This window comes from Rhodococcus olei (assembly GCF_039540555.1).
GTDB lineage: Bacteria > Actinomycetota > Actinomycetes > Mycobacteriales > Mycobacteriaceae > Rhodococcus_G > Rhodococcus_G olei.
On sequence record NZ_BAABFB010000075.1, the window covers coordinates 68,425 to 90,376 of the forward strand.

Below are 21,952 nucleotides of genomic sequence, written 5' to 3' on the forward strand. Positions count from 1 at the left end.
GGACGTACCGGTGGTGCCGTACGAGGGCCGACGCGCAGGCGGCCGGATCCGAGCAGGCTCGGGGGCATGAACACTCTGACTGCACAGACCTCGTTGCTGCTGGCCGACCACTGGGACGGGCCGTGGGGACCGGGATGGGGCATCGGCCCGTGGTTCGTCCTGATCCCGATCACCTTCTGGCTGGTCGTCATCGCCGTGTTCGTCGCCCTCGGGCGGCGACGCCGGGGCAGGCACGGCGAATCCACCCTCCGTGACGTCTACGCGCGCGGCGAGATCACCGAGGCCGAGTACCGGGCGCGGCTCGCCGTGTTGCGGGAGACCCGACGATGAGGATCGTCGCGGTGGAGGCCCCGCGCGGCGGCGCGGACTGGGCCGATCGGGTACGACGGTTCGAAGACATGGGGTTTCACGCGGTCCTGGTCCCGGACACCCTGTGGACCCCGTCGCCGTTCCCCGCGCTCGGCGCGGCCGCCGCGGTCACCACGACGCTGCGGCTGCGGACCTGGGTGCTCGCCGCCCCGCTGCGTACCCCGGCGGCCCTGACCCGGGAAGTCGCGGCGCTGCAGGCACTCTCGGACGACCGATTCGAGCTCGGCATCGGCGCCGGGCGACCCGACGCCGAGGACGAGGCGCGCCGCCTCGGGGCACGGTGGGGCGACGCGGCCACCCGGATCGCCGCGATGGAGGAGTCGGTGACGGCGGTGCGCGGCGGCGTCGAGCCGGCCCCCGAGATCGTGGTGGCGGGCGCGGGACCTCGGATGCTGGCCGCCGCGGGCCGTGTCGCGGACCGGGTGGCGCTCGCCCTGGGCCCCGCCACCACCGACGCGGAGCTCGCCGTCGCGGCCGCCCGCGCCCGTGAGATCTGCGGCCCGGCAATGCCGTTCACACTCTCGCTCGTCGGGGTCGGCGACCGCGTTCCGTCCTGGTTCGCGCGCGGCGGCCCAACCGCCGAGCAGCTCCGCGGGATCGGCGGGTTCGGGCTGCTGGACGCCGACCCGGAACGCGCGGCCGACACGCTGCGTTCGTACGAGGACCGGTTCGGCGTCGACGAGGTCACCGTCCCCGGCGAGCTCGCCGACGCGTTCGCTCCGGTGCCGGCCCGGCTCGCCTGCTGACTCCACGCCGAGCGGGCACCTGCCACGGTGCGCGCTCGGCGGGAGGCGGACCGGCTACGCGTCGACGATCGCGCGCAGCTTCTCGATCTGGGCCACCCGGCCTGCGGTGTCGGGAGCCATCGCGGTGACCGTCAGCGTCGTCGCACCGGCCTCCCGGAACGCCGCGACCCGTTCCCGGACGTAGCCCTCGGGGCCGATCAACGAGATCGCCCGCACCAGCTCGTCGGGCACGGCCGCGGCGGCCTCCTGCTTCTTGCCGTCCAGGTAGAGGTCCTGGATCGCCTTCGCCTCGGCCTCGTAGCCGTAGCGGCAGGCGAGGTCGTTGTAGAAGTTCTTGCCGCGGGCACCCATGCCGCCGATGTACAGGGCCAGATGCGGCTTGATCCACTCGAGCATGTGGTCGACGTCGTCGCCGATCGCGAGGGCGGGGCCGGCGTAGATCTGCAGCTCGCCGAGCGCCGGATCCCGCTTGGCCTTTCCCTTCGCGAGGGACTCGCCCCACACGTCGTTCGCCCGCTCGGGGTGGAAGAAGATCGGCTGCCAGCCCTCCGCGATCTCCGCGGTCAGCGCGACGTTCTTCGGTCCGAGCGCCGCGATCACGATCGGAATCCGTTCGCGCACCGGGTGATTGATCAGCTTGAGCGGCTTGCCGAGGCCGGTGCCCTTCTCCGGCGGAAGCGGGATCTGGTAGTACTTGCCGTCGTACTGGACCTTCTCGCGACGCCACACCTGCCGGCAGATGTCGACGAGCTCGCGGGTGCGCCCCAGCGGGGCGTCATACGGCACGCCGTGGAAGCCCTCGATCACCTGCGGGCCCGACGCCCCGATGCCCAGCACGAACCGTCCGTCCGAGACGAAGTCGAGCCCGGCCGCCGTCATCGCCATCAGCGACGGGGTGCGGGTGTAGATCTGGAAGATTCCCGATGCGAGCTGCAGGGTCGTGGTCTTCGCGGCGAGGAAACCGAGCTGGCTGACCGCGTCGAACGAGTACGCCTCCGCCATGAAGGCGATGTCGAGGCCGGCGCGCTCGAGGTCGGCGACCTCCGCGACCGTGTCGGCGAAGCCGCCGCTGTAGGTGATCTGCGTTCCGATGCGCACCGGACACTCCAATCGAGTTGTGGGACTCCTCACGTGGACCTTACGCAGGGTCGCCGCCGATCCGCATGACCGATCCGAGCACGATCGGTGACCGGTCCCCCTACGATCGCGTGGTGAGACGCAGGGACCGGATGTCGTGGCCGAGCACGCACGTGATCGTGACCGGAGGGTCGCAGGGCATCGGCGCCGCGGTGGCCCGGGCCGCGGCCGCCCGGGGCGCCGCAGTCTCGCTCATCGCCCGCGGCGAGGAGGACCTGCGGCGAACCGCGGAACCGCTCGGGGCACGGTGGGTCGCCGCCGACGTCACCGACGCCGCGGCACTGAACCGGGCGATCGCGACCCTGGAGACGGGGTCCGGCCCGTGCGACGTGCTCGTCGCCTGCGCCGGGGCCGCCCTGCCCGGGCGATTCCTCGACGTGCCGATCCAGGAGTTCGACGACCAGATGCGCCTGAACTACCTCGGCGCCGTGCATGCGGCGCGCGCGGTGTTGCCGGGCATGATCGCCCGCGGGCGCGGACACCTGGTCCTGACGAGTTCGACCGCCGGACTGATCGGGGTCGTCGGGTACTCCGGCTACGGCCCGACCAAGGCGGCGGTGCACCAACTCGCGCACTGCCTGCGCTACGAGGCCGAACCGGCCGGCGTGACGGTCTCGGTGCTGTACCCGCCGGACACCGACACTCCCGGGTTCGCCACCGAGAACACCCGCAAACCACCGGAGACCGCCGCGGTGTCGGGAGCGATCACCCCGGTGTCGGCGGACCGCGTCGCGGCCGCGGTGGTCACCGGCATCGACCGCGGACGCCACCACATCGCCGTCGACCCCCTGACCCGGGTGCTGATCCGCGCCGGCGGACTGGTCGAGCCCGCGGTCCGGCCGTTCCTGGCCCGGACGATCCGCCGGTCTCGGTAACCCCGGCCGGGCGGCCACGGCCGTGACCTGCGTCACGGCCGTGCCGTCGCTGTGGGCAACGGCACAATAATTGCACGCCTCTGCAAGATTGCAGGGTCGTGCAATTTCCGTACGTTGGATGAGGTGAGCATTCAACCCGGCCTACGCGACCAGAAGAAGGCCGCCACCCGCGCCGCGCTCAGCGACGCGGCGATCCGGCTGGCCAGACAGGCCGGCATCGAGGGCGTCACCGCGGAGGCCATCGCCTCCGAGGCCGGCGTGTCCACGCGGACGTTCCACAACTACTTCGCGTCCAAGGAGGACGCCGTCCTCCACCGCTTCGAGACCGACGTGACCTCGTGGGTGGCGCGCCTGCGCGACCGACCCGCCGACGAGCCGATCTGGGATTCGCTCGAGGCGGTGGTGCTGGCGATCGCCCTCGATCCGGTCCGCGACCTCGAATCGCTGTCCGCGGAGATGGCGCTGATCGAGACCAGCCCGGCGCTGCTGGCCCGCAAGCTCCAACTGGAGGGCCGGGTCACCCGGATCCTGGGCGAGGCGATCGCCGCGCGCACCGGCACCGACATCGGCACCGACCTGTACCCGAACCTGCTGCAGATGGCGGTCGGGGCGGCCTGCAAGTCCGCGATCGAACTGTGGATGCAGGGCGACTCGGGCGACGACACGCCCGCACCGCTGATCCACGAGGCGTTCGCGATGCTGCGCGCCGGCATCCCCGAACCACCCGTCCCCTAGCGGCCGACCGACCCGGTCCACTCGCCACTCGCCCACCCGCAACCCGAAGGGTTCCCATGGCCACCTACCTGTACCGGATCGGCAAGTTCGCCTACCGGCGCAAGGGCATCGTCCTGTCGATCTGGCTCGCACTGCTCGTCCTGATGGGCGTCGGCGCCGCCACCCTGTCCGGTCCGACGAACGACTCCTTCTCGATCCCCGGAACTCCGGCGCAGACCGCGCAGGACCTGATGACCGAACGGTTCCCGGCCACCGGCAAGGACCCGTTCAACTCCATCTCGGCGCGCTACGTCTTCGCCGCCCCCGAGGGCCAGACCCTCGACACCCCGGCGAACCAGGCCGCGATGGACGCGACCCTCGCGAAGGTGCGCACCATCGACCTGGTCGACCCGGCCGCGAAGGTCGACCCCGCCACCGCGTCACCGGAAGCCGCACAGGGCGCACTCGTCAACCCGGTCGTCGCGGACGAGCACCTGACCGCGATGGCGACCGCGCAGGCCGAGCAGACCGGCAAGCCGGTCGACCAGGCCCGTGCCGACGCCCAGGCGCTGTCCCCGCTCAGCCCGGACAAGACCGTCGGCTACGTGGAGGTCCCGTTCAGCGGCGACTTCAAGGACGTCACCACCGACCTCACCGACCAGGTCGACGCCGCCGCGCAGGTCGCCCGCGACGCCGGTCTGACCGTCAAGCTCAGCGGCACCGCCGCCCAGACCGCGGAGGGGCCGGGCGGGTCGGCCGAGTTGATCGGCATGGCGGTGGCCGCCGTCGTCCTGATGCTCACGTTCGGGTCGCTGGTCGCGGCGGGTCTGCCGCTGATCTCCGCGATCATCGGCGTCGGTATCGGCAGCCTCGGTATCACCATCGCGACCGGGTTCACCGAACTCGGCTCGATGACCCCGACGCTGGCGGTGATGATCGGCCTCGCCGTCGCGATCGACTACTCGCTGTTCATCGTCTCCCGCTTCAGGCACGAGGTCAGCGTCACCGGCAATCGCGAGGAGGCCGCGGGCCGCGCGGTCGGCACCGCCGGTTCCGCGGTCGTGTTCGCCGGCCTGACCGTGATCATCGCGCTCGTCGCGCTGCGTGTGGTCGGCATCAAGTTCCTCAGCGACATGGGCATGGCCGCCGCGTTCGCGGTGTTCGTCGCGGTGCTCGTCGCGCTGACGTTCCTGCCCGCGTTCCTCGGTCTGCTCGGCCGTAAGGCGTTCGCCGGCCGGATCCCGTTCGTCAAGGCCCCGGACCCGGAGGCGGAGGACGCGGCCGAGGGCCCGGCAACCCGCTACGCCGGCTGGGTGGCGCGCAAGCCCGCCATCCCGCTGATCGCCGGCGTCCTGGTGCTCGGCGCCCTCGCCCTGCCCGCGACGGGCCTGAAGCTGGCCCTGCCGAGCGAGAGCACCGGCGACCCCGCGACCAGCTCGCGGCAGGCCTACGACCTGGTGTCCGACGCGTTCGGTCCCGGACGCAACGCACCGCTGGTGGTCGTCGTCGACGCCAAGGACGCGACCGTGCCTGCCCCGGAGGCGTTCGGCGAGGTGGTCCGGACCATCTCCGCGCAGCCCGGCGTCGTCAACGCGCAGGTCGTCGCGATGAACCCGGCCGGTGACACCGCACAGGTCCTGGTCACCCCGGGGAGCGCACCGACCGACCAGAAGACGGTCGACCTGATGCAGTCCATCCGCGACGGGGAGGGGGCGCTGCACGAGCAGATCGGCGTCGACTACGGCGTCACCGGACAGACCGCGCTCGAGACCGACGTCTCGGACCGCCTGCAGGACGCGCTGGTCCCGTACCTGATCATCGTGGTCGGACTCGCGTTCATCCTGCTGATGCTGGTGTTCCGGTCGATCCTGGTGCCGCTGACCGCGGCCCTGGGCTTCCTGCTCAGCGTCGCCGCCACGTTCGGCGCCACCGTCGCGATCTTCCAGGAGGGCTGGGGCGGGCTGATCTCCAACCCGCAGCCGCTGGTCAGCTTCATGCCGATCTTCCTGATCGGTGTCGTGTTCGGTCTCGCGATGGACTACCAGGTGTTCCTGGTGACGCGGATGCGGGAGGAGTACGTGCACGGCGCCTCCGCGAAGAAGGCGATGACCATCGGCTTCAGCCACGGCGCCCGCGTGGTGGCCGCCGCGGCGCTGATCATGATCTCGGTGTTCGGTGCGTTCATGCTCGAGGACAACGCGTTCATCAAGTCGATCGGTTTCGCGCTCGCCTCGGCGGTCTTCTTCGACGCCTTCCTCGTCCGCATGGTGATCATCCCCGCGGTGATGGCCCTGCTCGGGGACAAGGCGTGGTGGCTGCCGAAGTGGCTGGACAAGATCATGCCGAACGTCGACATCGAGGGCGAGAAGCTGCGCCGGGACCTGCCGCAGCCCGAACCGGTCACCGTGCGGTAACCGCGCTCGAACACCCCACACCGGGCGGCCGTGTCGTGACGACACGGCCGCCCGGTGTTGTCCTGTCGGCCCGCGGTTCCGGCCTAGGCTGAAGCCGACATCACCGCGGGCGGTGGCCCGGGTCCCGGGCAGGCGAGGAATTCGATGGCACACCAGACGCATTCGGACGTCGTACCGGGACTGAGTCGCGCCCGGAAGGCGGCCCTGACCACCGGCGCCGACTTCTGGCACACGGTCGCCGCACCCGAGGCGGGGATCGCGTCGATCATGCTGACCGACGGTCCGCACGGTCTGCGCAAGCAGTCGGAGGGCGGGGACGCGCTCGGGCTCGGTGACAGCGTTCCGGCGACCTGCTTCCCGCCCGCTGTCGGCCTGGGCTCGAGCTGGAACGTCGGCCTGATCCGCACCGTCGGCATCGCCCTGGGCACCGAGGCCCGCGCACAAGGCGTGTCGGTGCTCCTCGGCCCCGGGGTGAACATCCGGCGATCGCCGCTGTGCGGCCGCAACTTCGAGTACTACTCCGAGGACCCGTATCTGGCGGGTGTGCTCGGCGCCGCGTGGGTGCAGGGCGTGCAGTCCCGCGGTGTCGCCGCCTCGCTCAAACACTTCGCCGCGAACAACCAGGAAACGGACCGGATGCGGATCGACGTCCGGGTGGACGAGCGCACCCTCCGCGAGATCTACCTGCCCGCCTTCGAACGGATCGTCACCACCGCAGCGCCGTGGACCGTGATGTGCTCGTACAACCGGATCAACGGCACGTACGCGAGCGAGAATCGTTGGCTGCTCACCGAAGTTCTCCGTGACGACTGGGGGTTCGACGGCCTGGTGATGTCGGACTGGGGCGCCGTGAACGACCGGCCGCGGGCACTGGCGGCCGGGCTGGACCTGACGATGCCCGCGGCGGCCGGCGACGAACGCGTCGTCGCGGCGGTCGAATCCGGCGAACTCGACGAGGCCACGCTGGACGAGGCGGTGCGACGGCTGCTGACTCTGATCGACCGCACCGAACGCACCGGCGAACCCCCTTCCGACGCCGACGCGGACGCCCATCACGACCTGGCCGCACTGGCGGCCACCGAATCGGCGGTCCTGCTCAGGAACGAGGGTCTGCTGCCGCTCGACGTCACCGACCTCGACTCGGTCGCCGTGATCGGCGAATTCGCGCGCACCCCACGGTTCCAGGGGTCGGGCAGTTCCCAGGTGGTGCCGACCCGCGTCGACTCGGCAGTCGACGCGCTGACCGCGCTCGGCGGCGGCACCGCGTGGGCGCGCTTCGCGCCCGGATTCCGGTTCGACGGCACCGCCGACCCGGACCTGGTCGCCGAGGCGGTCGCTCTCGCCGAGAAGTCCCGCACCGTGGTGCTGTTCCTCGGCCTGCCCACCGAGTTCGAGTCGGAAGGCTTCGACCGCACCGACATCGACCTGCCCGCGAACCAGCTGGCGCTGCTCGAGGCCGTCACGGCCGTCAACCCCCGCGTCGCCGTGGTGTTGTCGAACGGTGGGGTGGTCGCGCTCAGCGGCTGGCAGGACCGCACCCAGGCGATCCTCGAGGGCTGGCTGCTCGGGCAGGCGGGCGGGTCCGCGATCGTGAACCTGCTGTTCGGACTCGCGAACCCGTCCGGACGACTGACCGAGACCATCCCGGTGCGGTTGTCCGACACCCCCAGCCACCTCAACTTCCCGGGTGCCGACGGCGTCGTCGTCTACGGCGAACGCATCCACGTCGGGTACCGCTGGTTCGACACCCTCGACCTGCCGGTGGCCTATCCGTTCGGATTCGGCCTGTCCTACACGACGTTCGAGTACTCCGACCTCGTCCTGACACCGACCGAGGACGCACTCGAGGTGACGTTCACGGTCGCCAACACCGGCGACCGCGCTGGCGCCGAGGTGCCGCAGGTGTACGTGCGCGACGTGGAGTCGACGGTGGACCGCCCCGTCCACGAATTGAAGGGATTCGCGAAACTGCTGCTGGCGCCCGGTGAGTCGAGGATGGTGACGATCCGCCTCGACGACCGCGCCTTCGCCTACTGGTCGTCGCGCGAACGCCGCTGGGTGGTCGAGGCCGGGGACTTCGAGATCCGGGTCGGAGCCTCGTCCCGCGACATCCGGCTCGCCGGGACCTTCGCCTCCCCCGGCGACGGCGTCCTGCCGACCCTGACCGGAATGTCCTCGCTGTCCGAGTGGTTCGCGCACCCGATCGGTGGTCCACTTCTGATGCAGGCGCTCGCGTCCGGCACCGACGGCGCCCGGTTCGACACCGTCGATCCGCTGGTCGCGAAGATGGCTGCCGGCACCCCGCTGACGAAGCTGGCCGCGTTCGTCCCCGGCATGTCCGGTGACCTCGTCGACGAGCTGGTCGAGACCGTGCGGGCCCGGACGCCGCGACCGTGACGCAGTTCCCCCACCGAGAGGCGACCGACAGTGAGCAGGCCGAAACACGAAGCCCCGGAACCCGCCTCGCCGGGGCAGCGGACGCGGATGCTCCGCAGTCCGATGTTCTGGGCGGCCCCGATCGTGGCGGTGGCGGCGCTGATGGCCCTGCTGGCCGCGCTGTACCTGGGCGGGATCCTCGACCCGCGGGGCAACCTGCACGGATTCCCGGTCGCCGTCGTCAACCAGGACGAGGGCGACGTCACCCCCGGGTCGGGGGTCCGGCAGAACATCGGCGACCAGATCGTCGACGGTCTGGTCGCCGGGATCCCGTCCGACAAGGTGGACCTGCAGCAGGTCGGCATCGGGTCCGCGCTGTCGATGCTCGACTCCGCGGAGGTGTACGGGGCGATCGTGATCCCGTCCGACTTCACCAAACGCCTGATGATCCTCGCCCAGTCCAGCGTGGTGCCGGGTGACGTGGATCGGCCGGTGATCACCGTCCACACCAACCCGCGGGCGGGCACGTTCGGCGTCGGGCTGACCGAGGCGATCACCGACCCGGCACTGACCGCGGTCAACGAGAAGGTCGGCAAGCAGCTCACCGACCAGGTGGCGGCCGCGGTCGGCAACACCCCGGTCGCGGGCGCGGCCCGGCTGACGCTCGCGGCACCGATCGACGTGCTGACCGTGCCGTACAAGCCGCTCCCGGAGCACACCGGCAACGGTCTGTCCGCGTTCTACTATGCGCTGCTGGTGATCCTGGCCGGGTTCACCGGAGCGATGATCGTCAACACCCTCGTCGACGGAATGCTCGGTTTCGCTCCCACCGAGTTCGGGCCGCGGTACGTGCACAATCCGGCGGTCGAGATATCCCGGTTGCAGACGCTCGCGGTCAAGTGGGGCGTGATGCTGGTGGTCGCGCCGCTGGTGTCGGGTTTGTACCTGTGGATTTCACACCTGCTGTCGATGCCGCTGCCGAACGCGTTGGGGCTGTGGATGTACGGCACGTTCGCGATCGTCGCGGTCGGGGTCACGGCACTGGCGGTGCTGGCGGCGTTCGGCACGGTGGGCCTGATCGTCAACCTGCTCGTGTTCGTCATTCTCGGGCTGCCGTCGGCCGGCGGCACCATCCCGATCGAGGCCACGCCCCCGTTCTTCGGGTGGCTGGCCGGTTTCGAACCGATGCACCAGGTGTTCCTCGGTGTCCGGTCGTTGCTGTACTTCGGGGCCGGCGGCGCAACCGAACTCGCCCACGCGGTCGCGATGACCGGCATCGGCCTGGCGATCGGCCTCACCCTCGGACTCGTCGTCACCGTCCTGTACGACCACAAGGGTTTCCACCGCGGTGTCGCGCGGCCCGCGGCGGACGCCTGACGGTTCGCGCGGTCAGATCAGGTTCGTGCCCTTGCGGATTCGACGACGAAGGTCGCGCATCATCAGGTGACTGCCGCCGGTTCGCAGGAACCGCGGCAGGAACCGGTTGACGAACGAGACGAAGACGAACAGGCGCTCGAACCGGCGGCGGTCGTCCTCGGTCCACGCGAGGTCGAGCCGTTCCCGGAACAGCGGCGGAAGGAACCCGATCGTCAGGAATGTCAACAGGTTCCGGAACGTCGCCCGCAGCGGCCAGTTGATCATTCGCAGTCCGACCAGGTCGTCGACGAAGCGGGCGGTGCGCTCGTCGAACCGTACCCGCTCGCAGGCGGTGTTCCAGTAGACGTCGAAGTCGGCGCGGGTGGCCGGCCACATGTCCTCGGTGACCTGCAGGGTGGTTCCGAGCGTCGACGACCGCTGGTAGAAGTGCTCGAGCGCCTCGCCGGACAGCCTGCCGTGCAGCAGCTGGAAGGTGTCCTCGAAGCCGATGTAGAGGCACGCCGCGACCCACAACTGCAGCTCGCGGTTGAAGGCGTTGTACGGGACCGGGCTGTTCTCGTCGGACCGCACGCGCCGGTGCGCACCGTCGACCGCCTCCCGGTACGCCGCCCGTTCGGCGTCGCTGCCGAGGATCGCGACCGCGAGGTACTGGGTGGTGGTGCGGGCCCGCTTCCACGGGTGCGCCATCAGCGACCCGGACTCGACCTTGCTCTCGATCACCCCGTAGGCGATCTCCGGCCAGCCGATCTGCATGACGACGTTCGCGGCCGCGCCCGCGAACGACCAGAAATCGAGGGCGTCGGTGAGGTCCGGGTTGTGCCGGGTCCACCGTTTCGGCGTGGCGGTGATCGTGATGCGGGTCTGCGCGGTGGTCAGCCGCGGGGGATGGCCGAGATTGACATAGCTGCGCGGCATGCGCCCCTCCTTCGCCAATCCCGGACGCGAAACGGCCTGGGCATCAACGGCTCCCGCGGGACACATCCGCCCGACCGACGCGAATTTCCGTTAACATAGCACTCGCCGGGCGCTCGGCGTGGCACAATCGCGTGCCCGCCCTCGACGGCGTGCGCCGCGGGCGGCGGGGCCCCAGGTCGCGGGCCCCGCTACACTGCCAAGTGCAGCGGGGACGGCGGCGACGCCCACACCGCTGCACGCCCTCGTAGCTCAGGGGATAGAGCACGGCTCTCCTAAAGCCGGTGTCGCAGGTTCGAATCCTGCCGAGGGCACAAGAAAAGGCCAGGTCAGATGCAGCATCAGGCACTCCGGCTGTTCCCTCGCGCGAGGCCGCTCCCTCTCGCGGACGTGATGGCAGCATGCCCGTCACGAGCCCTCGTCACCCGCACGATCGGTATCGCCGGTGTTCCGCTCCCACCGTCTCCGATGCTCCCGCAGCCCCGCGTCCCGGCGCGCGCGGTGGTGCACCAACGCCGCCGCAACGAGTTCGCCGAGGTGGTGGCTGGTGGACCGCGGTCATCGACGCGGGCGCTTGGTAACCCGGACGGGTGCAGCCACGCGAGGCGGCGATTCCCCCAAGCACTTCGTGCAGGGAGGTACCCCCGAAGCCAGTCGCCGGTCCGCCGAGCCAGCCGCCGCGCCCTCCCCAAATGCAGCGGCCGACCGTGGTGATCGACGACCGCCCAGCGAGAGGTACCGACAAGAAGGTGGACGTCACGTCCAGTCCCTCTGGCGTGCACCCTCCGCGAGATGCCCGACCACGCTCCGCAAAGATAACGTTCAGCACAATTGCGCAACAGCAGGCGCATCAGCCACATCCAAACCAGGAGGCACCCGACCCATGCGGCGACATCGACTGAGACCGGCGGCTCTGGCGGTCGGGCTCCTCCTCGCCGTACTCGGCCTCGCTCCGGCACACGCCGCGCCCCTCTACCCCACCCCGGATCCGGATCCCTTCTATCTGGCACCCGAGGATCTCGCGACCCGGCAGCCGGGCGACGTCGTCCGGATCCGTCCGATCGACACCTGGATGTACCCGAACACCGACGGCCGGCAGGTCGCGTTCCGTTCGACGAACTCCGCCGGCACGCCGATCCTCGGGATGACGACCGTCCTGCTCCCGCGCGGTGTCGCGAACCCGCCGCTCGTCTCGTATCAGGCGATCGTCAATTCGCTCGGCACGAAATGCAATCCGTCCCGATCCCTGTTCAACGGCGAGCTGCAGGATGCGCCGGGCATGAACCTGGCCGTCGCCCGCGGCTGGGCGGTGTCCGTGCCCGACCACCTCGGGCCGACCGGCGCCTACGGCGCCGCTCGACTGGGCGGCATGATCACCCTCGACAGCATCCGAGCGGTGCAACGGGCAGCCGAGCTGGGACTGGCCCACAGCCCCGTCGCCCTCGCCGGATACTCCGGCGGCGGCATGGCCAGCGCCTGGGCCGCCGCTCTGGCACCGACGTACGCGCCGGAGCTGACGCTCGCAGGGGTCGCCGCCGGCGGCATCCCCGCCGATCTCGAGCAGATGGCGCAGGCACTGGGCAGCAACCCGCACCCGGGATTCGGGCTCGCGTTCGCCGCCGCGATGGGCCTCGAGCGGGAGTACCCCGACCGGCTGCCGGTGTCGGATCAGCTGAACGCGACGGGCCGATGGCTGCGCGACTGGATGCACGACGAGTGCCGTCGCTTCCTGCTCTTCCACGGGGTGAACCGCAGCGCCGACCAGGTGGCGACGTCGACCAGCCTCCTGACCAGCCCGGAGGCCCGGGCGGTCCTGCGGGAGAACAGTCTGCGGTACGACTCCGGTGTTCCCACGGCACCGATCTACATCTGGCACGGCGTGTACGACGGCTTGACGCCGTTCGATGCCGTCGACGACGTGGCCCGGCGGTACTGCGCCGCCGGTGCGGCGGTGACGTTCGTCCCGTACGACATCGCCGAGCACATGACCACCGCCGTGGCCGGTTTCGGCGACGCCTGGAACTACATCGAGGCCCGTTTCCGCGGGGAACCGGCACCGACCCGCTGCTGACGACCCGACCCGCCGCTCACCCACCGATCGCGACACGACCGGCACCGCGCACGGGGCGGATCTCGACCACCCGGCCCCGGCACCCGGCAGCGTGCTCGCTCTGCGTGTTGCCGCCCACCCTCACCCACGGCAGTATGTCCCGGTGCCCAGAACCGGACATCGTCCCGCCGCACTGATGCCAGTTGCCATCACCGCGGCGGTCGCACTCGCAGGATGTTCGACGACGGGAGCCGACACCCCGCCGCCGGCGACGACCACGCTCCCACCGGTCGCGTACACGAAGCTGCCGCCGACGGCGGCGATCGGCGACTGCGGGCCGGACAGTCGCACGACGAAGGCCCCGGGCACGCTGACGATCGCGACCGACTCACCCGCGTACGAGCCGTGGTTCGTCGACGACGACCCCGCCAACGGCAAGGGATTCGAGGGCGCGGTCGCGCGGGCGGTGGCGGATCGCCTGGGCTACCAGCCGGACCGGGTCACGTTCGTGCGGGTGCCGTGGGCCGACGCGATCACGCCGGGGCCGAAGGACTTCGACTTCGACATCAACCAGGTGACGATCGTCGGTGACCGCCGCGAGGCGGTCGACTTCTCGTCCCCGTACTACGCGGTCGGGCAGGCGATTGTTGCGATGGCGGGCACCCCGGCCGCCTTCGCCCGCAACCTGGGCGACATCACCCGGTTCCGGCTGGGGGCACAGGCGGGCTCGACGAGCCTGTCCGCGATCACCGGAACCATTCGGCCGTCGCAGGATCCGGTCGCGTTCGCCACCAACGACGAGGCGAAGGCAGCATTGGCCGACGGCCGGATCGACGCGCTCGTGGTCGACATCCCGACGGGATTCCAGATCACGGAATCCGACCTTCCCGGCAGCGTCCTGGTGGGCCAGTTCCCGCGCCCCAACTCCGTGACCGAGTTCTTCGGCCTGGTGCTCGAGAAGGGCAGCCGGCTGACGCCGTGCGCGTCGGCGGCGGTGGATTCGCTCTACGCCGACGGCACCCTCGACGAGCTGGCGCAGGCCTGGTTGGTCGACTCGGTCGGCACGTCGATCCTCGAATAGCCCACTCCCTCGGGACCGTGACGGATCCGACATCCCACCTACATACCCCTGGGGGTATCTTGGACATCGACACCGAGTCGAGGAGTGAGCGTCATGCCCCTGCCCCATCACGACGGATGGACCGTCGCACGAGTCGTCCCCCTGCTCGGAGGGCTGATGGTGCTGCTCAGCGCCGCACTCGCCGCCGCCCTGTCCCCGTGGTGGCTGGTCCTCACCGGGTTCGTCGGCGCCAACCTGGTCTTCTACGCCGCGGTCGGCTGGTGCCCCGCGAGCCTGCTGATGCAGCGCGCCGGCGTTCCGGTCGCCTGCTCGGCCGCCCCGGCACGCCACTCGGCGTGATCGACGACACGAGCCACCGAGGACGTTCGCCTCTGCCGTGATCGCCCGGTCGCGGGCGAGTATGGGAGCGCGGAACGGTGGTGGACGGCCCACCCGCACGCGTTCCGCGTCAGGAGGGCGCAATGACCATCAACCCCGCGATCGTGGTGGGCGTCGACGGATCGGACACCTCGAAGGCCGCGGCGGCCTGGGCGGCCCGCGCCGCGGCACGGCACGCGGTGCCGCTGCGGTTGGTGGCCGCGCAGCCGGCGACGCTCGCCTACGGAGGCCCGCTGATGGCGTCGCAGGAGTTCTACGACGACCTCGACAGGGAGACCAAACGTGTTCTCGCCGAGGCGAAGGACGTCGCCGCCGCGGCGGCACCGGGACTCGAGGCGGAAACCGTCATCGTGAACAGCTCACCGATCCCGGTGATGCTCGACGAGTCGGAGCGCGCGCGGATGATCGTGCTCGGCACCCGCGGGCTCGGCGCGGTGCGCGGTGCACTGCTCGGCTCTGTGACCGCCGCGCTCGCCACCCACGCCCGCTGTCCGCTCGTCGTGGTCCCCACCGTCGACACCGATCCCGCCGACGGCCCGGTCGTCGTCGGCGTCGACGGATCGGCGAACAGCGCGCCCGCCGTCGAGGCCGCGTTCACGGAGGCCTCCCTGCGCGCCGCGCCGCTCGTCGCGGTACACGCCTGGAGCGACGTCGATTTCGACACTCTGCCCGCCGCGGTCGAGGAGATCCCGTGGCCCGGCCTCGCCGAGAACGAGGAGGCGACCCTCGCCGAGAGTCTCGCCGGGTGGCAGGAACGTTTCCCCGACGTCGACGTGCGCCGGGTCGTGGTCCGCGACCGTGCGGTCGAGCAGTTGCTCGACCAGTCCCACACGGCGCAGCTCGTCGTGGTCGGCAGTCACGGCCGCGGCGGCTTCCGCGGCATGCTGCTCGGCTCGACGAGCCGCGCCCTGCTGCACCGCATCGAGCGCCCGCTGATGATCGTGCGGGAACGCCGCTGACGGACCTCTACGCGTAGAGGGTGACGAACTTCTGCAGCGAGGACTCGATGTCGCCCTTGAGCGCGCGGGCGACGCCGGATCCGATCGGGCCGAACAACGGGGCGCCGCCGAGGTCGATGTTCAGCCCGACCTCGGCGCCCGAATCCTTCGGTGTCACCGACAACACCAGGCCGATCTTCACACCGCCCTTGCCGTCCCCCGCGAGCACCAAGGTCTTCGGGGGTTGGTAGTCGGTGATCACCCACTTGACCCGGTTCCGCAGTCCCTTGACACTGACGACGGACTCGGCGGTCGTGCCGGACAGCAGTTCGGCGGGCAGATCGCACCGCCACCCCTCGTGGATCGACAGCCACTTGTCGAATTCCGACAGATCGCTGGCCCGTTCCCACGCCACTTCCGGTGCGAGCGGCACCGCAACCGAGACCTTCAGCTTTGCCATGCGCGCATGGTAGCGGCCGGGGACGCCGAGCCGTCCCGCACCTGGCGTCGGGGCCGTCCAGGTGCGGGACGCGGGTTGCGAGGCGTGCGCTAGTGCGCGACCGCCTTCTCGACGCCGACGCCGGTCAGGGAGCGAACCTCCATCTCGGCCTGCTTGGCGGCGTCCTCGAGCTTGCGGCGGCCGACACGGGTGCCGACGATGCCGAGGACGAACGCGAGCGGGATGGACACGATGCCCGGGTTGGCCAGCGGGAACCACGAGAAGTCGCTGTTCGGGAACATCGAGCTCTTCGCGCCCGACACCGCCGGCGAGAAGACGATCAGCAGCAGGCAGCTGGACAGACCGCCGTAGATGCTCCACAGGGCACCGGTGGTGTTGAAGTTCTTCCAGAACAGCGAGTACAGCAGCGTCGGGAGGTTCGCCGACGCCGCGACCGCGAACGCCAGTGCCACCAGGAACGCGATGTTCTGCCCCATCGCCAGGATGCCGAGCACGATCGACGCCAGGCCGATCACGACGACCGTGATGCGCGAGACCTTGACCTGCTGCTCCTCGGATGCCTTGCCGCGCTTGATGACGCTGGCGTAGATGTCGTGCGCGAACGACGCCGACGCGGTGATCGCGAGGCCGGCGACGACCGCGAGGATCGTGGCGAACGCGACGGCGGAGATGATCGACAGGAACAGCGTGCCGCCGAGTTCGAACGCGAGCAGCGGGGCCGCCGCGTTCTCCTTGCCCGGGGCGGCGAGGATCTTGTCGGGGCCGACCATTCGTGCCGCACCGTAGCCGAGCACGAGGGTGAACAGGTAGAAGGCGCCGATCAGTCCGATCGCCCAGGTGACCGAGCGGCGTGCCTCCTTGGCGGTGGGCACCGTGTAGAAGCGCATCAGCACGTGCGGCAGACCGGCGGTGCCCAGGACCAGGGCGATGCCGAGCGAGAGGAAGTCCAGCCGCGACATCGAGCTGATGCCGTACTTGGCACCCGGCGCGAGCACGTCCCGGCCGGCGACGGCGTCGTTGGTCGACCGGGCGACGGTGCTCTGCGCGTCGGCGAGCAGCTGCGAGAAGTTGCCGCGGACGGCGAGAAGGACGAGCACGAACATGATGCCGGCGCCGGCGATGAGCAGGACGGCCTTGACCATCTGCACGTAGGTCGTGCCCTTCATGCCACCGACGAGGACGTAGACGATCATCAGCACGCCGACGACGGCCACGACGACGGCCTGACCGGCCTTGTCGTGGATGTCGAGCAGCAGCGCGACCAGACCGCCGGCACCGGCCATCTGCGCGAGCAGGTAGAACAGCGACACCACGAGGGTCGACAGCGCCGCGGCCATCCGGACCGGCCGCTGCTTCAGCCGGAAGCTGAGCACGTCGGCCATCGTGAACCGGCCGGTGTTGCGCAGCAGCTCGGCGACGAGCAGCAGCGCCACCAACCAGGCGACGAGGAAGCCGATCGAATACAGGAAGCCGTCGTACCCGTAGACCGCGATCGCGCCGGCGATACCGAGGAACGACGCCGCCGACAGGTAGTCGCCGGCGATGGCGAATCCGTTCTGCGGCCCGGAGAACTGGCCGCCGCCGGTGTAGAAGTCGGACGCCTTCTTCGTGGTGCGGCTCGCCCGGATCACGATGCCCATCGTGATCACGACGAACGCCACGAAGATGGCGATGTTGAGCACCGGGTTGCCCACCTGGGAGCCGCCTGCGGCCAGAATCGTCACTTGACCGGTCCTTCCAACTCGTCGCGGATAGCCGCGGCACGGGGGTCGAGCTCGCGGTTCGCGAACTTCACGTACAGCGCCGTGATGACGAACGTCGACACGAACTGCCCCAACCCGAGGACGATGCCGAGGTTGACGTTGCCGACGACCTTCGTTGCCATGAAGTCCGCCGCGTACGTGGCCAGCAACACGTACACCGCGTACCAGGTCAGGAAGAACGCCGTCATCGGAAAGACGAAGCGGCGCAACCGGCGTCGCAGATCCTGGAACTCCGGACTCGCCTGCATCTCGATGAAGGCCTGCGAGTCCGGGACGCGCCGGGTCGGCGTCGCCTCCGAACTGAGGTCGGCTGTGGTCACGTCGGACTCCTCGGTCGAGTGGGCGCCAGCATGGGCTGGCCGAACCCAGACGCTAGTGAGACCCAGGTCACAGCACCATGCTGTGTCGGCGGTCACACGCCGAGCTGCCCGATCGCGCGCCGGGCGGTCGATTCGACGCGACGAGCGGCGCCCTGGCCATCGGGGATGTCGGCCCGTCCCGAGGCCCGTGCGCCCGCTCCACCGCGGCACGCGCCGGGCCCGGCGGGGCGTCACACAACCTCCACCCCGACCCCTCGACTTGTGAGGGCCGTCACCGGTGTGCGTACGATGTACACATCGATGGCTCGCCGAGTCATCGTCCGGAAGGCATCGATTCGTGAATACCCCGCTGACACGCACCAGCCTCGCCCAGGCCGGCATCACGATCGCCGACGCGGAGGGACTCGGGGCGCTCACCATGCGACGTGTCGCCGGCGCCCTCGGCGTCGCCACCATGTCGCCCTACCGGCACGTCACCGATCGGGACGACCTCCTCGTCGCCATGGTCGAGCTGATCATCCGCGACCGCCGTCCGCCCGTCGGCGACAGCGTCACCTGGGACGCGGCGCTTCGCGACGTCGCGTTCTCCGACTGGGACGCCTTCGCCCAGCACCCGTGGCTCATCGAGGTCTGGTCGACCCCTCGGCTTCGAGTCGACATGGGATCCTTCGACCAGTTGGAGCGGCTGCTCGAACGACTGGAGCGGGCCGGAGTTCCTCGGCCGCACAGCCTTTCCGTCGTCCTCGGGGTGCGTGGCCTCACCCTGGGCATGGCCTCGATGGCGATCGAGAACCGGAGCGGCGACCGGGCGGCCGAACCGGAACTCGCGGACCACTGGGCGCAACTGGTGACCCGCTTCGGTGCGCAGTTCCCCGACAGTCATCCCCGCTCGACCTGGTTCATGACCCATCTGCACGAGAACGGCGGGTCCGCCGCGTTCGTCGAGGCTCTCGACGGATTCCTCGGCGGAGTTGCCGCCCGGCACGGGCTGCGGATCGCACCCGAACAGACCGTGGAAGGAAGTGACGCACCGTGATCGCTCCGTTCGAAGACCGGGTCGCCCTGGTGACCGGCGGCGGTTCGGGAATGGGCGCGGCGTGCGCACGCACGCTGGCGGACGGCGGCGCGCGGGTGCTGGTCGTCGACGTCGACGGTGCCCGCGCGGACGCGATCGCGAGCGAGATCGGCACCGCGGCCACACCGTTCACGGCCGACATCACCGACCCGACGGCCGCCGAGGCGATGGTGGACGCCGCGGTGCGCGTGTTCGGCCGCCTCGACATCGCCGTGAACGCGGCGGGGGTGAGCCAGAGTCCCTTCGCGAAGGTCGCCGACCTGGACCTCGACACCTGGCGACGTGTGGTGTCGATCAACCTGGACGGAACGTTCCACGCGCTGCGGGCGGAGATCCCCGCGATCCTGGCCGCCGGCGGCGGAGCCATCGTCAACTTCGCCTCGACGATGGCCGTGGTGGGCAGCCCGTCCGGAATCAGCGCCTACGCGGCGTCCAAGCACGGCGTCCTCGGACTGACCCGCGCCGCCGCGCTCGAGTACGCGGGGCAGGGCGTGCGCATCAACGCGGTCGGTCCCGGCATCATCGAGACCCCGATGACCGAGGTGTGGGACACGGCCAAGCGGGCCGAGCAGATCTCCCGGCACCCGGTCGGCCGGTTCGGCCGCGCCGACAAGGTCGCGGGGCTGGTGGCGTTCCTGTGTTCGGACGCAGCCGGATTCGCCACCGGCGCCTACTACCCGATGGACGGCGGCTTCACCGCGGCGTGATGCACCGGGCCGGTGGTCCGGTCCGTCACGCGCGGGCGCCGACCGTCCCGCTCCGCTCCGCCTCGGACGCCTCGGCCCTGCCCACGTAGAGCAGTCCGTCCCGCTCGTCGGTCGCCCATGCCCGCGCGGGTGTGGACACCGGCGCACCGGACACGCTGGCGCCGGTGCCGTCCCAGCACCAGTGGTGGATCGGGCAGTCGATCACGTCGCCGACGACCGTGCCGTGCGTGAGATCCCCGCCCATGTGCGGGCACCGGGCGTCGAGCATCCGGATCGAACCCGCCCGGTCCGCGAACGCGACCAGATCGGTGTCGAAGGCGCGGACGGCGTGCGGCTTGCCGTCGCGATAGTCGCCGGCCGGCCCGAGGCAGTGCCAGTACACCACGAGATCTCCTTCCGCTGGGTGCGCGCACCGCGCGCACACCCCGCCCGTCACGGTCGCCGACGCACCCCGATGACGTCAATCGCGGTGACCGGCCACCGGAATCCCGTCACATCGAACGCAGGTCACCCTCGCGGTCGCGGCCGACACCGAGCCGCTCGGGTGCGTGCATGCGGGTGAACGTGCGCGCGACGTCGGCCGGGATCCGGCCCCGGGTCGCTCGACTGACGAGCACCATCACCGCGAACGCGAGCGGCACCGTCACGGCGGCCGGGTAGCCGATCAGCACCTGCGGCCAGCCGTGCCAGGGCCCCGCACCGATGCCGCCGAGCGAGGCCAGCAACGCCGCCGTCCCCGACGTCACCCCACCGACGATCAGGCCGGCGCCGGCGCCGGGCGCCGTCAGACCACGCCACCAGATGCCGAGCACCAGCAGCGGGCACAGCGTCGACGCCGCGACCGCGAACACCGACCCGACGGTGCGGGACAGGTCGATCGAGGTCACGCCGATCGCCAGCGCCAGCGGCACCGCGCCGGCGACGACCGCGGCCACCCGGAAGTCCCGGACCCGGCCGCGCAGCACGTCGGTGCTCAGCACGCCGGCGGCGCTGACCAGCAGGCCCGACGAGGTGGCCAGGAAGGCGGCGATCGCCCCGGCCGCCACCAGCGCCGCCAGCAACTGCCCGCCGACACCGGAGAGCACCGCGGACGGCAGCAGCAGCACCGCCGCGTCCGAGGTTCCGGTGATCAGCAGTTGCGGCACCCACAACCGGGCGAAGACCCCGAGCAGGGTCGGGAACAGGTAGAACACCCCGACGAGACCGATCACCGCCAGCGACGTCCTCCGCGCCGCCCGGCCGTCGGGGTTGGTGTAGAAGCGCACCAGGACGTGCGGTAACCCCATGGTGCCCAGGAAGATTCCGATGATCAGCGAGTACACCTGGTACCACGGATGCGAGCCCCCGAAACCCCACCCCGGCTCGAGCCACCGATCTCCGGTCGGCGGGGCACCCGCGACCACCGGGACCGGCGCACCCGCCTCGAGGACCAGTGCCGTGCCCGCGCCGAGTTCGTGCTCCCCGGCCGCGATCGCGACGGGTCCGTGCACGGGCTCCCGGTCGAGGGTCCCGGACACCGTGGCGGACAACGGTTCCGGAACCTGGACGATCACGTCGGTGGTCACGTCGACGGTGGTCCGGTCGGCGACGGTGGGCGGTGCCGGGCCGCCGAGGTCGCGGTCCGCACCGGTGAAGTGCACCGCGAGCACCAGGGCCGGCACCGCGACCGCGGTCAGCTTCAGCCAGTACTGGAACGCCTGCACGAACGTGATCGACCGCATGCCGCCGCCGACGACGTTCGCGATCACGATCGCCGCGACCACCACCGCGCCCACCCAGGCGGGGATCCCCAGCAGGACCCCCAGCGCCAGGCCCGCGCCCTGGAACTGCGGCACCATGTAGAGGACGCAGATCACCGCGACCACTACCATCGCGAGCTTCCGCAGTCGGGCACTGCCGAGCCGGAACTCGGCGAAGTCGGGCACCGTGTAGGCCCCCGATCGACGCAGCGGGGCCGCGACGAACAGCAGCAGTCCCAGATATCCGGCGGTGAAGCCGACCGGATACCACAACGCGTCCGCACCGTACTTCGCGATCAGCCCGGCGACCCCGAGAAACGATGCGGCCGAGAGGTATTCGCCGGAGATGGCGGCGGCGTTCCATCGGGGGCCGACGCTGCGCGACGCGACCAGGAAGTCGGAGGTGGTGCGCGCCAACCGAACCCCGTAGGCACCGATCGCGATCGTCGCGATCGCGGCGGCCACCAGGGCGACGACCGTCAGCACGGGAATCGGCTCCCCCGTCACCGTCACCTCCGCGT

20 protein-coding genes and 1 tRNA gene are annotated in these 21,952 nt (G+C 70.8%); 14 read left to right on the forward strand and 7 right to left on the reverse strand.

Annotated elements, in window-relative coordinates; genetic code table 11:
* Positions 1-66: 66 nt before the first annotated feature.
* On the forward strand, positions 67-330 hold the full coding sequence (locus tag ABD951_RS25020) for an SHOCT domain-containing protein (protein ID WP_345351965.1): 264 nt from the start codon (positions 67-69) through the stop codon (positions 328-330).
* The gene (locus ABD951_RS25025; protein WP_345351968.1) at positions 327-1,115 is read left to right on the forward strand and encodes an LLM class flavin-dependent oxidoreductase; all 789 of its coding nucleotides are present in this window, start codon (positions 327-329) and stop codon (positions 1,113-1,115) included. Before ABD951_RS25020 ends, ABD951_RS25025 begins: the two co-directional genes overlap by 4 nt.
* Positions 1,116-1,169: 54 nt before the next feature.
* On the opposite strand, the gene ABD951_RS25030 is transcribed toward ABD951_RS25025, so the two are convergent.
* Positions 1,170-2,213 carry an LLM class F420-dependent oxidoreductase gene (locus ABD951_RS25030; RefSeq protein ID WP_345351971.1) on the reverse strand — a complete coding sequence of 348 codons (1,044 nt, stop codon included), beginning with the start codon at positions 2,211-2,213 and terminating at the stop codon, positions 1,170-1,172.
* 113 nt (positions 2,214-2,326) lie between these two features.
* Between ABD951_RS25030 and ABD951_RS25035 the strand changes: the two genes are divergently transcribed.
* The 5 genes from ABD951_RS25035 (at position 2,327) to ABD951_RS25055 (ending at position 10,008) form a co-directional block, all read left to right on the forward strand.
* On the forward strand, positions 2,327-3,127 hold the full coding sequence (locus ABD951_RS25035; protein ID WP_345351974.1) for an SDR family NAD(P)-dependent oxidoreductase: 801 nt from the start codon (positions 2,327-2,329) through the stop codon (positions 3,125-3,127).
* Between the two features lie 123 nt (positions 3,128-3,250).
* The gene (locus tag ABD951_RS25040; protein WP_345351977.1) at positions 3,251-3,862 is read left to right on the forward strand and encodes a TetR/AcrR family transcriptional regulator; all 612 of its coding nucleotides are present in this window, start codon (positions 3,251-3,253) and stop codon (positions 3,860-3,862) included.
* Between the two features lie 56 nt (positions 3,863-3,918).
* On the forward strand, positions 3,919-6,255 hold the full coding sequence (locus ABD951_RS25045) for an MMPL family transporter (protein ID WP_345351980.1): 2,337 nt from the start codon (positions 3,919-3,921) through the stop codon (positions 6,253-6,255).
* A 144-nt stretch (positions 6,256-6,399) separates the two neighbouring features.
* Entirely contained in the window at positions 6,400-8,652 is a 2,253-nt protein-coding gene (locus ABD951_RS25050) for a glycoside hydrolase family 3 C-terminal domain-containing protein (protein WP_345351983.1), read from the forward strand.
* 87 nt (positions 8,653-8,739) lie between these two features.
* Positions 8,740-10,008: a YhgE/Pip domain-containing protein gene (locus tag ABD951_RS25055; protein WP_345353223.1), complete on the forward strand. Its 1,269-nt coding sequence runs from the start codon at positions 8,740-8,742 to the stop codon at positions 10,006-10,008.
* A 12-nt stretch (positions 10,009-10,020) separates the two neighbouring features.
* Here ABD951_RS25055 and ABD951_RS25060 read toward each other — a convergent pair whose 3' ends face one another.
* Entirely contained in the window at positions 10,021-10,923 is a 903-nt protein-coding gene (locus ABD951_RS25060; RefSeq protein WP_345351986.1) for an oxygenase MpaB family protein, read from the reverse strand.
* A gap of 238 nt (positions 10,924-11,161) precedes the next feature.
* Here ABD951_RS25060 and ABD951_RS25065 point away from each other — a divergent pair.
* From ABD951_RS25065 to ABD951_RS25085, 5 genes are all read left to right on the forward strand, one after another.
* Positions 11,162-11,234: transfer RNA gene (locus ABD951_RS25065), tRNA-Arg, on the forward strand.
* A 569-nt stretch (positions 11,235-11,803) separates the two neighbouring features.
* On the forward strand, positions 11,804-12,991 hold the full coding sequence (locus tag ABD951_RS25070) for a lipase family protein (protein WP_345351989.1): 1,188 nt from the start codon (positions 11,804-11,806) through the stop codon (positions 12,989-12,991).
* Positions 12,992-13,166: 175 nt separating this feature from the next.
* The gene (locus ABD951_RS25075; RefSeq protein ID WP_345351992.1) at positions 13,167-14,051 is read left to right on the forward strand and encodes an ABC transporter substrate-binding protein; all 885 of its coding nucleotides are present in this window, start codon (positions 13,167-13,169) and stop codon (positions 14,049-14,051) included.
* Between the two features lie 93 nt (positions 14,052-14,144).
* Positions 14,145-14,390 carry a YgaP family membrane protein gene (locus ABD951_RS25080; protein WP_345351995.1) on the forward strand — a complete coding sequence of 82 codons (246 nt, stop codon included), beginning with the start codon at positions 14,145-14,147 and terminating at the stop codon, positions 14,388-14,390.
* A 122-nt stretch (positions 14,391-14,512) separates the two neighbouring features.
* The gene (locus ABD951_RS25085) at positions 14,513-15,388 is read left to right on the forward strand and encodes a universal stress protein (protein WP_345351998.1); all 876 of its coding nucleotides are present in this window, start codon (positions 14,513-14,515) and stop codon (positions 15,386-15,388) included.
* Between the two features lie 7 nt (positions 15,389-15,395).
* Here the strand turns inward: ABD951_RS25085 and ABD951_RS25090 are convergent, their stop codons facing one another.
* The 3 genes from ABD951_RS25090 to ABD951_RS25100 all read right to left on the reverse strand — a co-directional run bounded on the left by ABD951_RS25090 (position 15,396) and on the right by ABD951_RS25100 (position 17,910).
* Positions 15,396-15,827: a type II toxin-antitoxin system Rv0910 family toxin gene (locus ABD951_RS25090; protein ID WP_345352001.1), complete on the reverse strand. Its 432-nt coding sequence runs from the start codon at positions 15,825-15,827 to the stop codon at positions 15,396-15,398.
* An 89-nt stretch (positions 15,828-15,916) separates the two neighbouring features.
* A complete protein-coding gene (locus ABD951_RS25095) occupies positions 15,917-17,551 on the reverse strand; it encodes a solute symporter family protein (RefSeq protein WP_345352004.1) in 1,635 nt (544 codons plus the stop codon).
* Positions 17,548-17,910: a DUF485 domain-containing protein gene (locus ABD951_RS25100; RefSeq protein ID WP_345352007.1), complete on the reverse strand. Its 363-nt coding sequence runs from the start codon at positions 17,908-17,910 to the stop codon at positions 17,548-17,550. The genes ABD951_RS25095 and ABD951_RS25100 overlap by 4 nt, the downstream gene beginning before the upstream one ends.
* A 337-nt stretch (positions 17,911-18,247) precedes the next feature.
* On the opposite strand from ABD951_RS25100, the gene ABD951_RS25105 reads away from it, so the two are divergent.
* Both ABD951_RS25105 and ABD951_RS25110 read left to right on the forward strand, forming a co-directional pair.
* A complete protein-coding gene (locus tag ABD951_RS25105) occupies positions 18,248-18,946 on the forward strand; it encodes a TetR/AcrR family transcriptional regulator (protein ID WP_345352010.1) in 699 nt (232 codons plus the stop codon).
* Positions 18,943-19,692: an SDR family NAD(P)-dependent oxidoreductase gene (locus ABD951_RS25110; protein ID WP_345352013.1), complete on the forward strand. Its 750-nt coding sequence runs from the start codon at positions 18,943-18,945 to the stop codon at positions 19,690-19,692. Before ABD951_RS25105 ends, ABD951_RS25110 begins: the two co-directional genes overlap by 4 nt.
* A gap of 25 nt (positions 19,693-19,717) precedes the next feature.
* On the opposite strand, the gene ABD951_RS25115 is transcribed toward ABD951_RS25110, so the two are convergent.
* Complete coding sequence (locus tag ABD951_RS25115; protein ID WP_345352016.1) at positions 19,718-20,077, reverse strand: Rieske 2Fe-2S domain-containing protein; 360 nt, start codon at positions 20,075-20,077, stop codon at positions 19,718-19,720.
* A 106-nt stretch (positions 20,078-20,183) separates the two neighbouring features.
* On the reverse strand, positions 20,184-21,938 hold the full coding sequence (locus tag ABD951_RS25120; protein ID WP_345352019.1) for a sodium/solute symporter: 1,755 nt from the start codon (positions 21,936-21,938) through the stop codon (positions 20,184-20,186).
* Between the last annotated feature and the right edge of the window lie 14 nt (positions 21,939-21,952).

What these genes read in the sequence shown, in the direction of transcription:
- ABD951_RS25020 (WP_345351965.1), top strand. Translation starts at nt 67, where the DNA reads ATGAACACTCTGACTGCACAGACCTCGTTGCTGCTGGCCGACCACTGG.
- ABD951_RS25025 (WP_345351968.1), top strand. Translation starts at nt 327, where the DNA reads ATGAGGATCGTCGCGGTGGAGGCCCCGCGCGGCGGCGCGGACTGGGCC.
- ABD951_RS25045 (WP_345351980.1), top strand. Translation starts at nt 3,919, where the DNA reads ATGGCCACCTACCTGTACCGGATCGGCAAGTTCGCCTACCGGCGCAAG.
- ABD951_RS25050 (WP_345351983.1), top strand. Translation starts at nt 6,400, where the DNA reads ATGGCACACCAGACGCATTCGGACGTCGTACCGGGACTGAGTCGCGCC.
- ABD951_RS25055 (WP_345353223.1), top strand. Translation starts at nt 8,740, where the DNA reads ATGCTCCGCAGTCCGATGTTCTGGGCGGCCCCGATCGTGGCGGTGGCG.
- ABD951_RS25060 (WP_345351986.1), bottom strand. Translation starts at nt 10,923, where the DNA reads ATGCCGCGCAGCTATGTCAATCTCGGCCATCCCCCGCGGCTGACCACC.
- ABD951_RS25070 (WP_345351989.1), top strand. Translation starts at nt 11,804, where the DNA reads ATGCGGCGACATCGACTGAGACCGGCGGCTCTGGCGGTCGGGCTCCTC.
- ABD951_RS25075 (WP_345351992.1), top strand. Translation starts at nt 13,167, where the DNA reads ATGCCAGTTGCCATCACCGCGGCGGTCGCACTCGCAGGATGTTCGACG.
- ABD951_RS25080 (WP_345351995.1), top strand. Translation starts at nt 14,145, where the DNA reads ATGCCCCTGCCCCATCACGACGGATGGACCGTCGCACGAGTCGTCCCC.
- ABD951_RS25085 (WP_345351998.1), top strand. Translation starts at nt 14,513, where the DNA reads ATGACCATCAACCCCGCGATCGTGGTGGGCGTCGACGGATCGGACACC.
- ABD951_RS25090 (WP_345352001.1), bottom strand. Translation starts at nt 15,827, where the DNA reads ATGGCAAAGCTGAAGGTCTCGGTTGCGGTGCCGCTCGCACCGGAAGTG.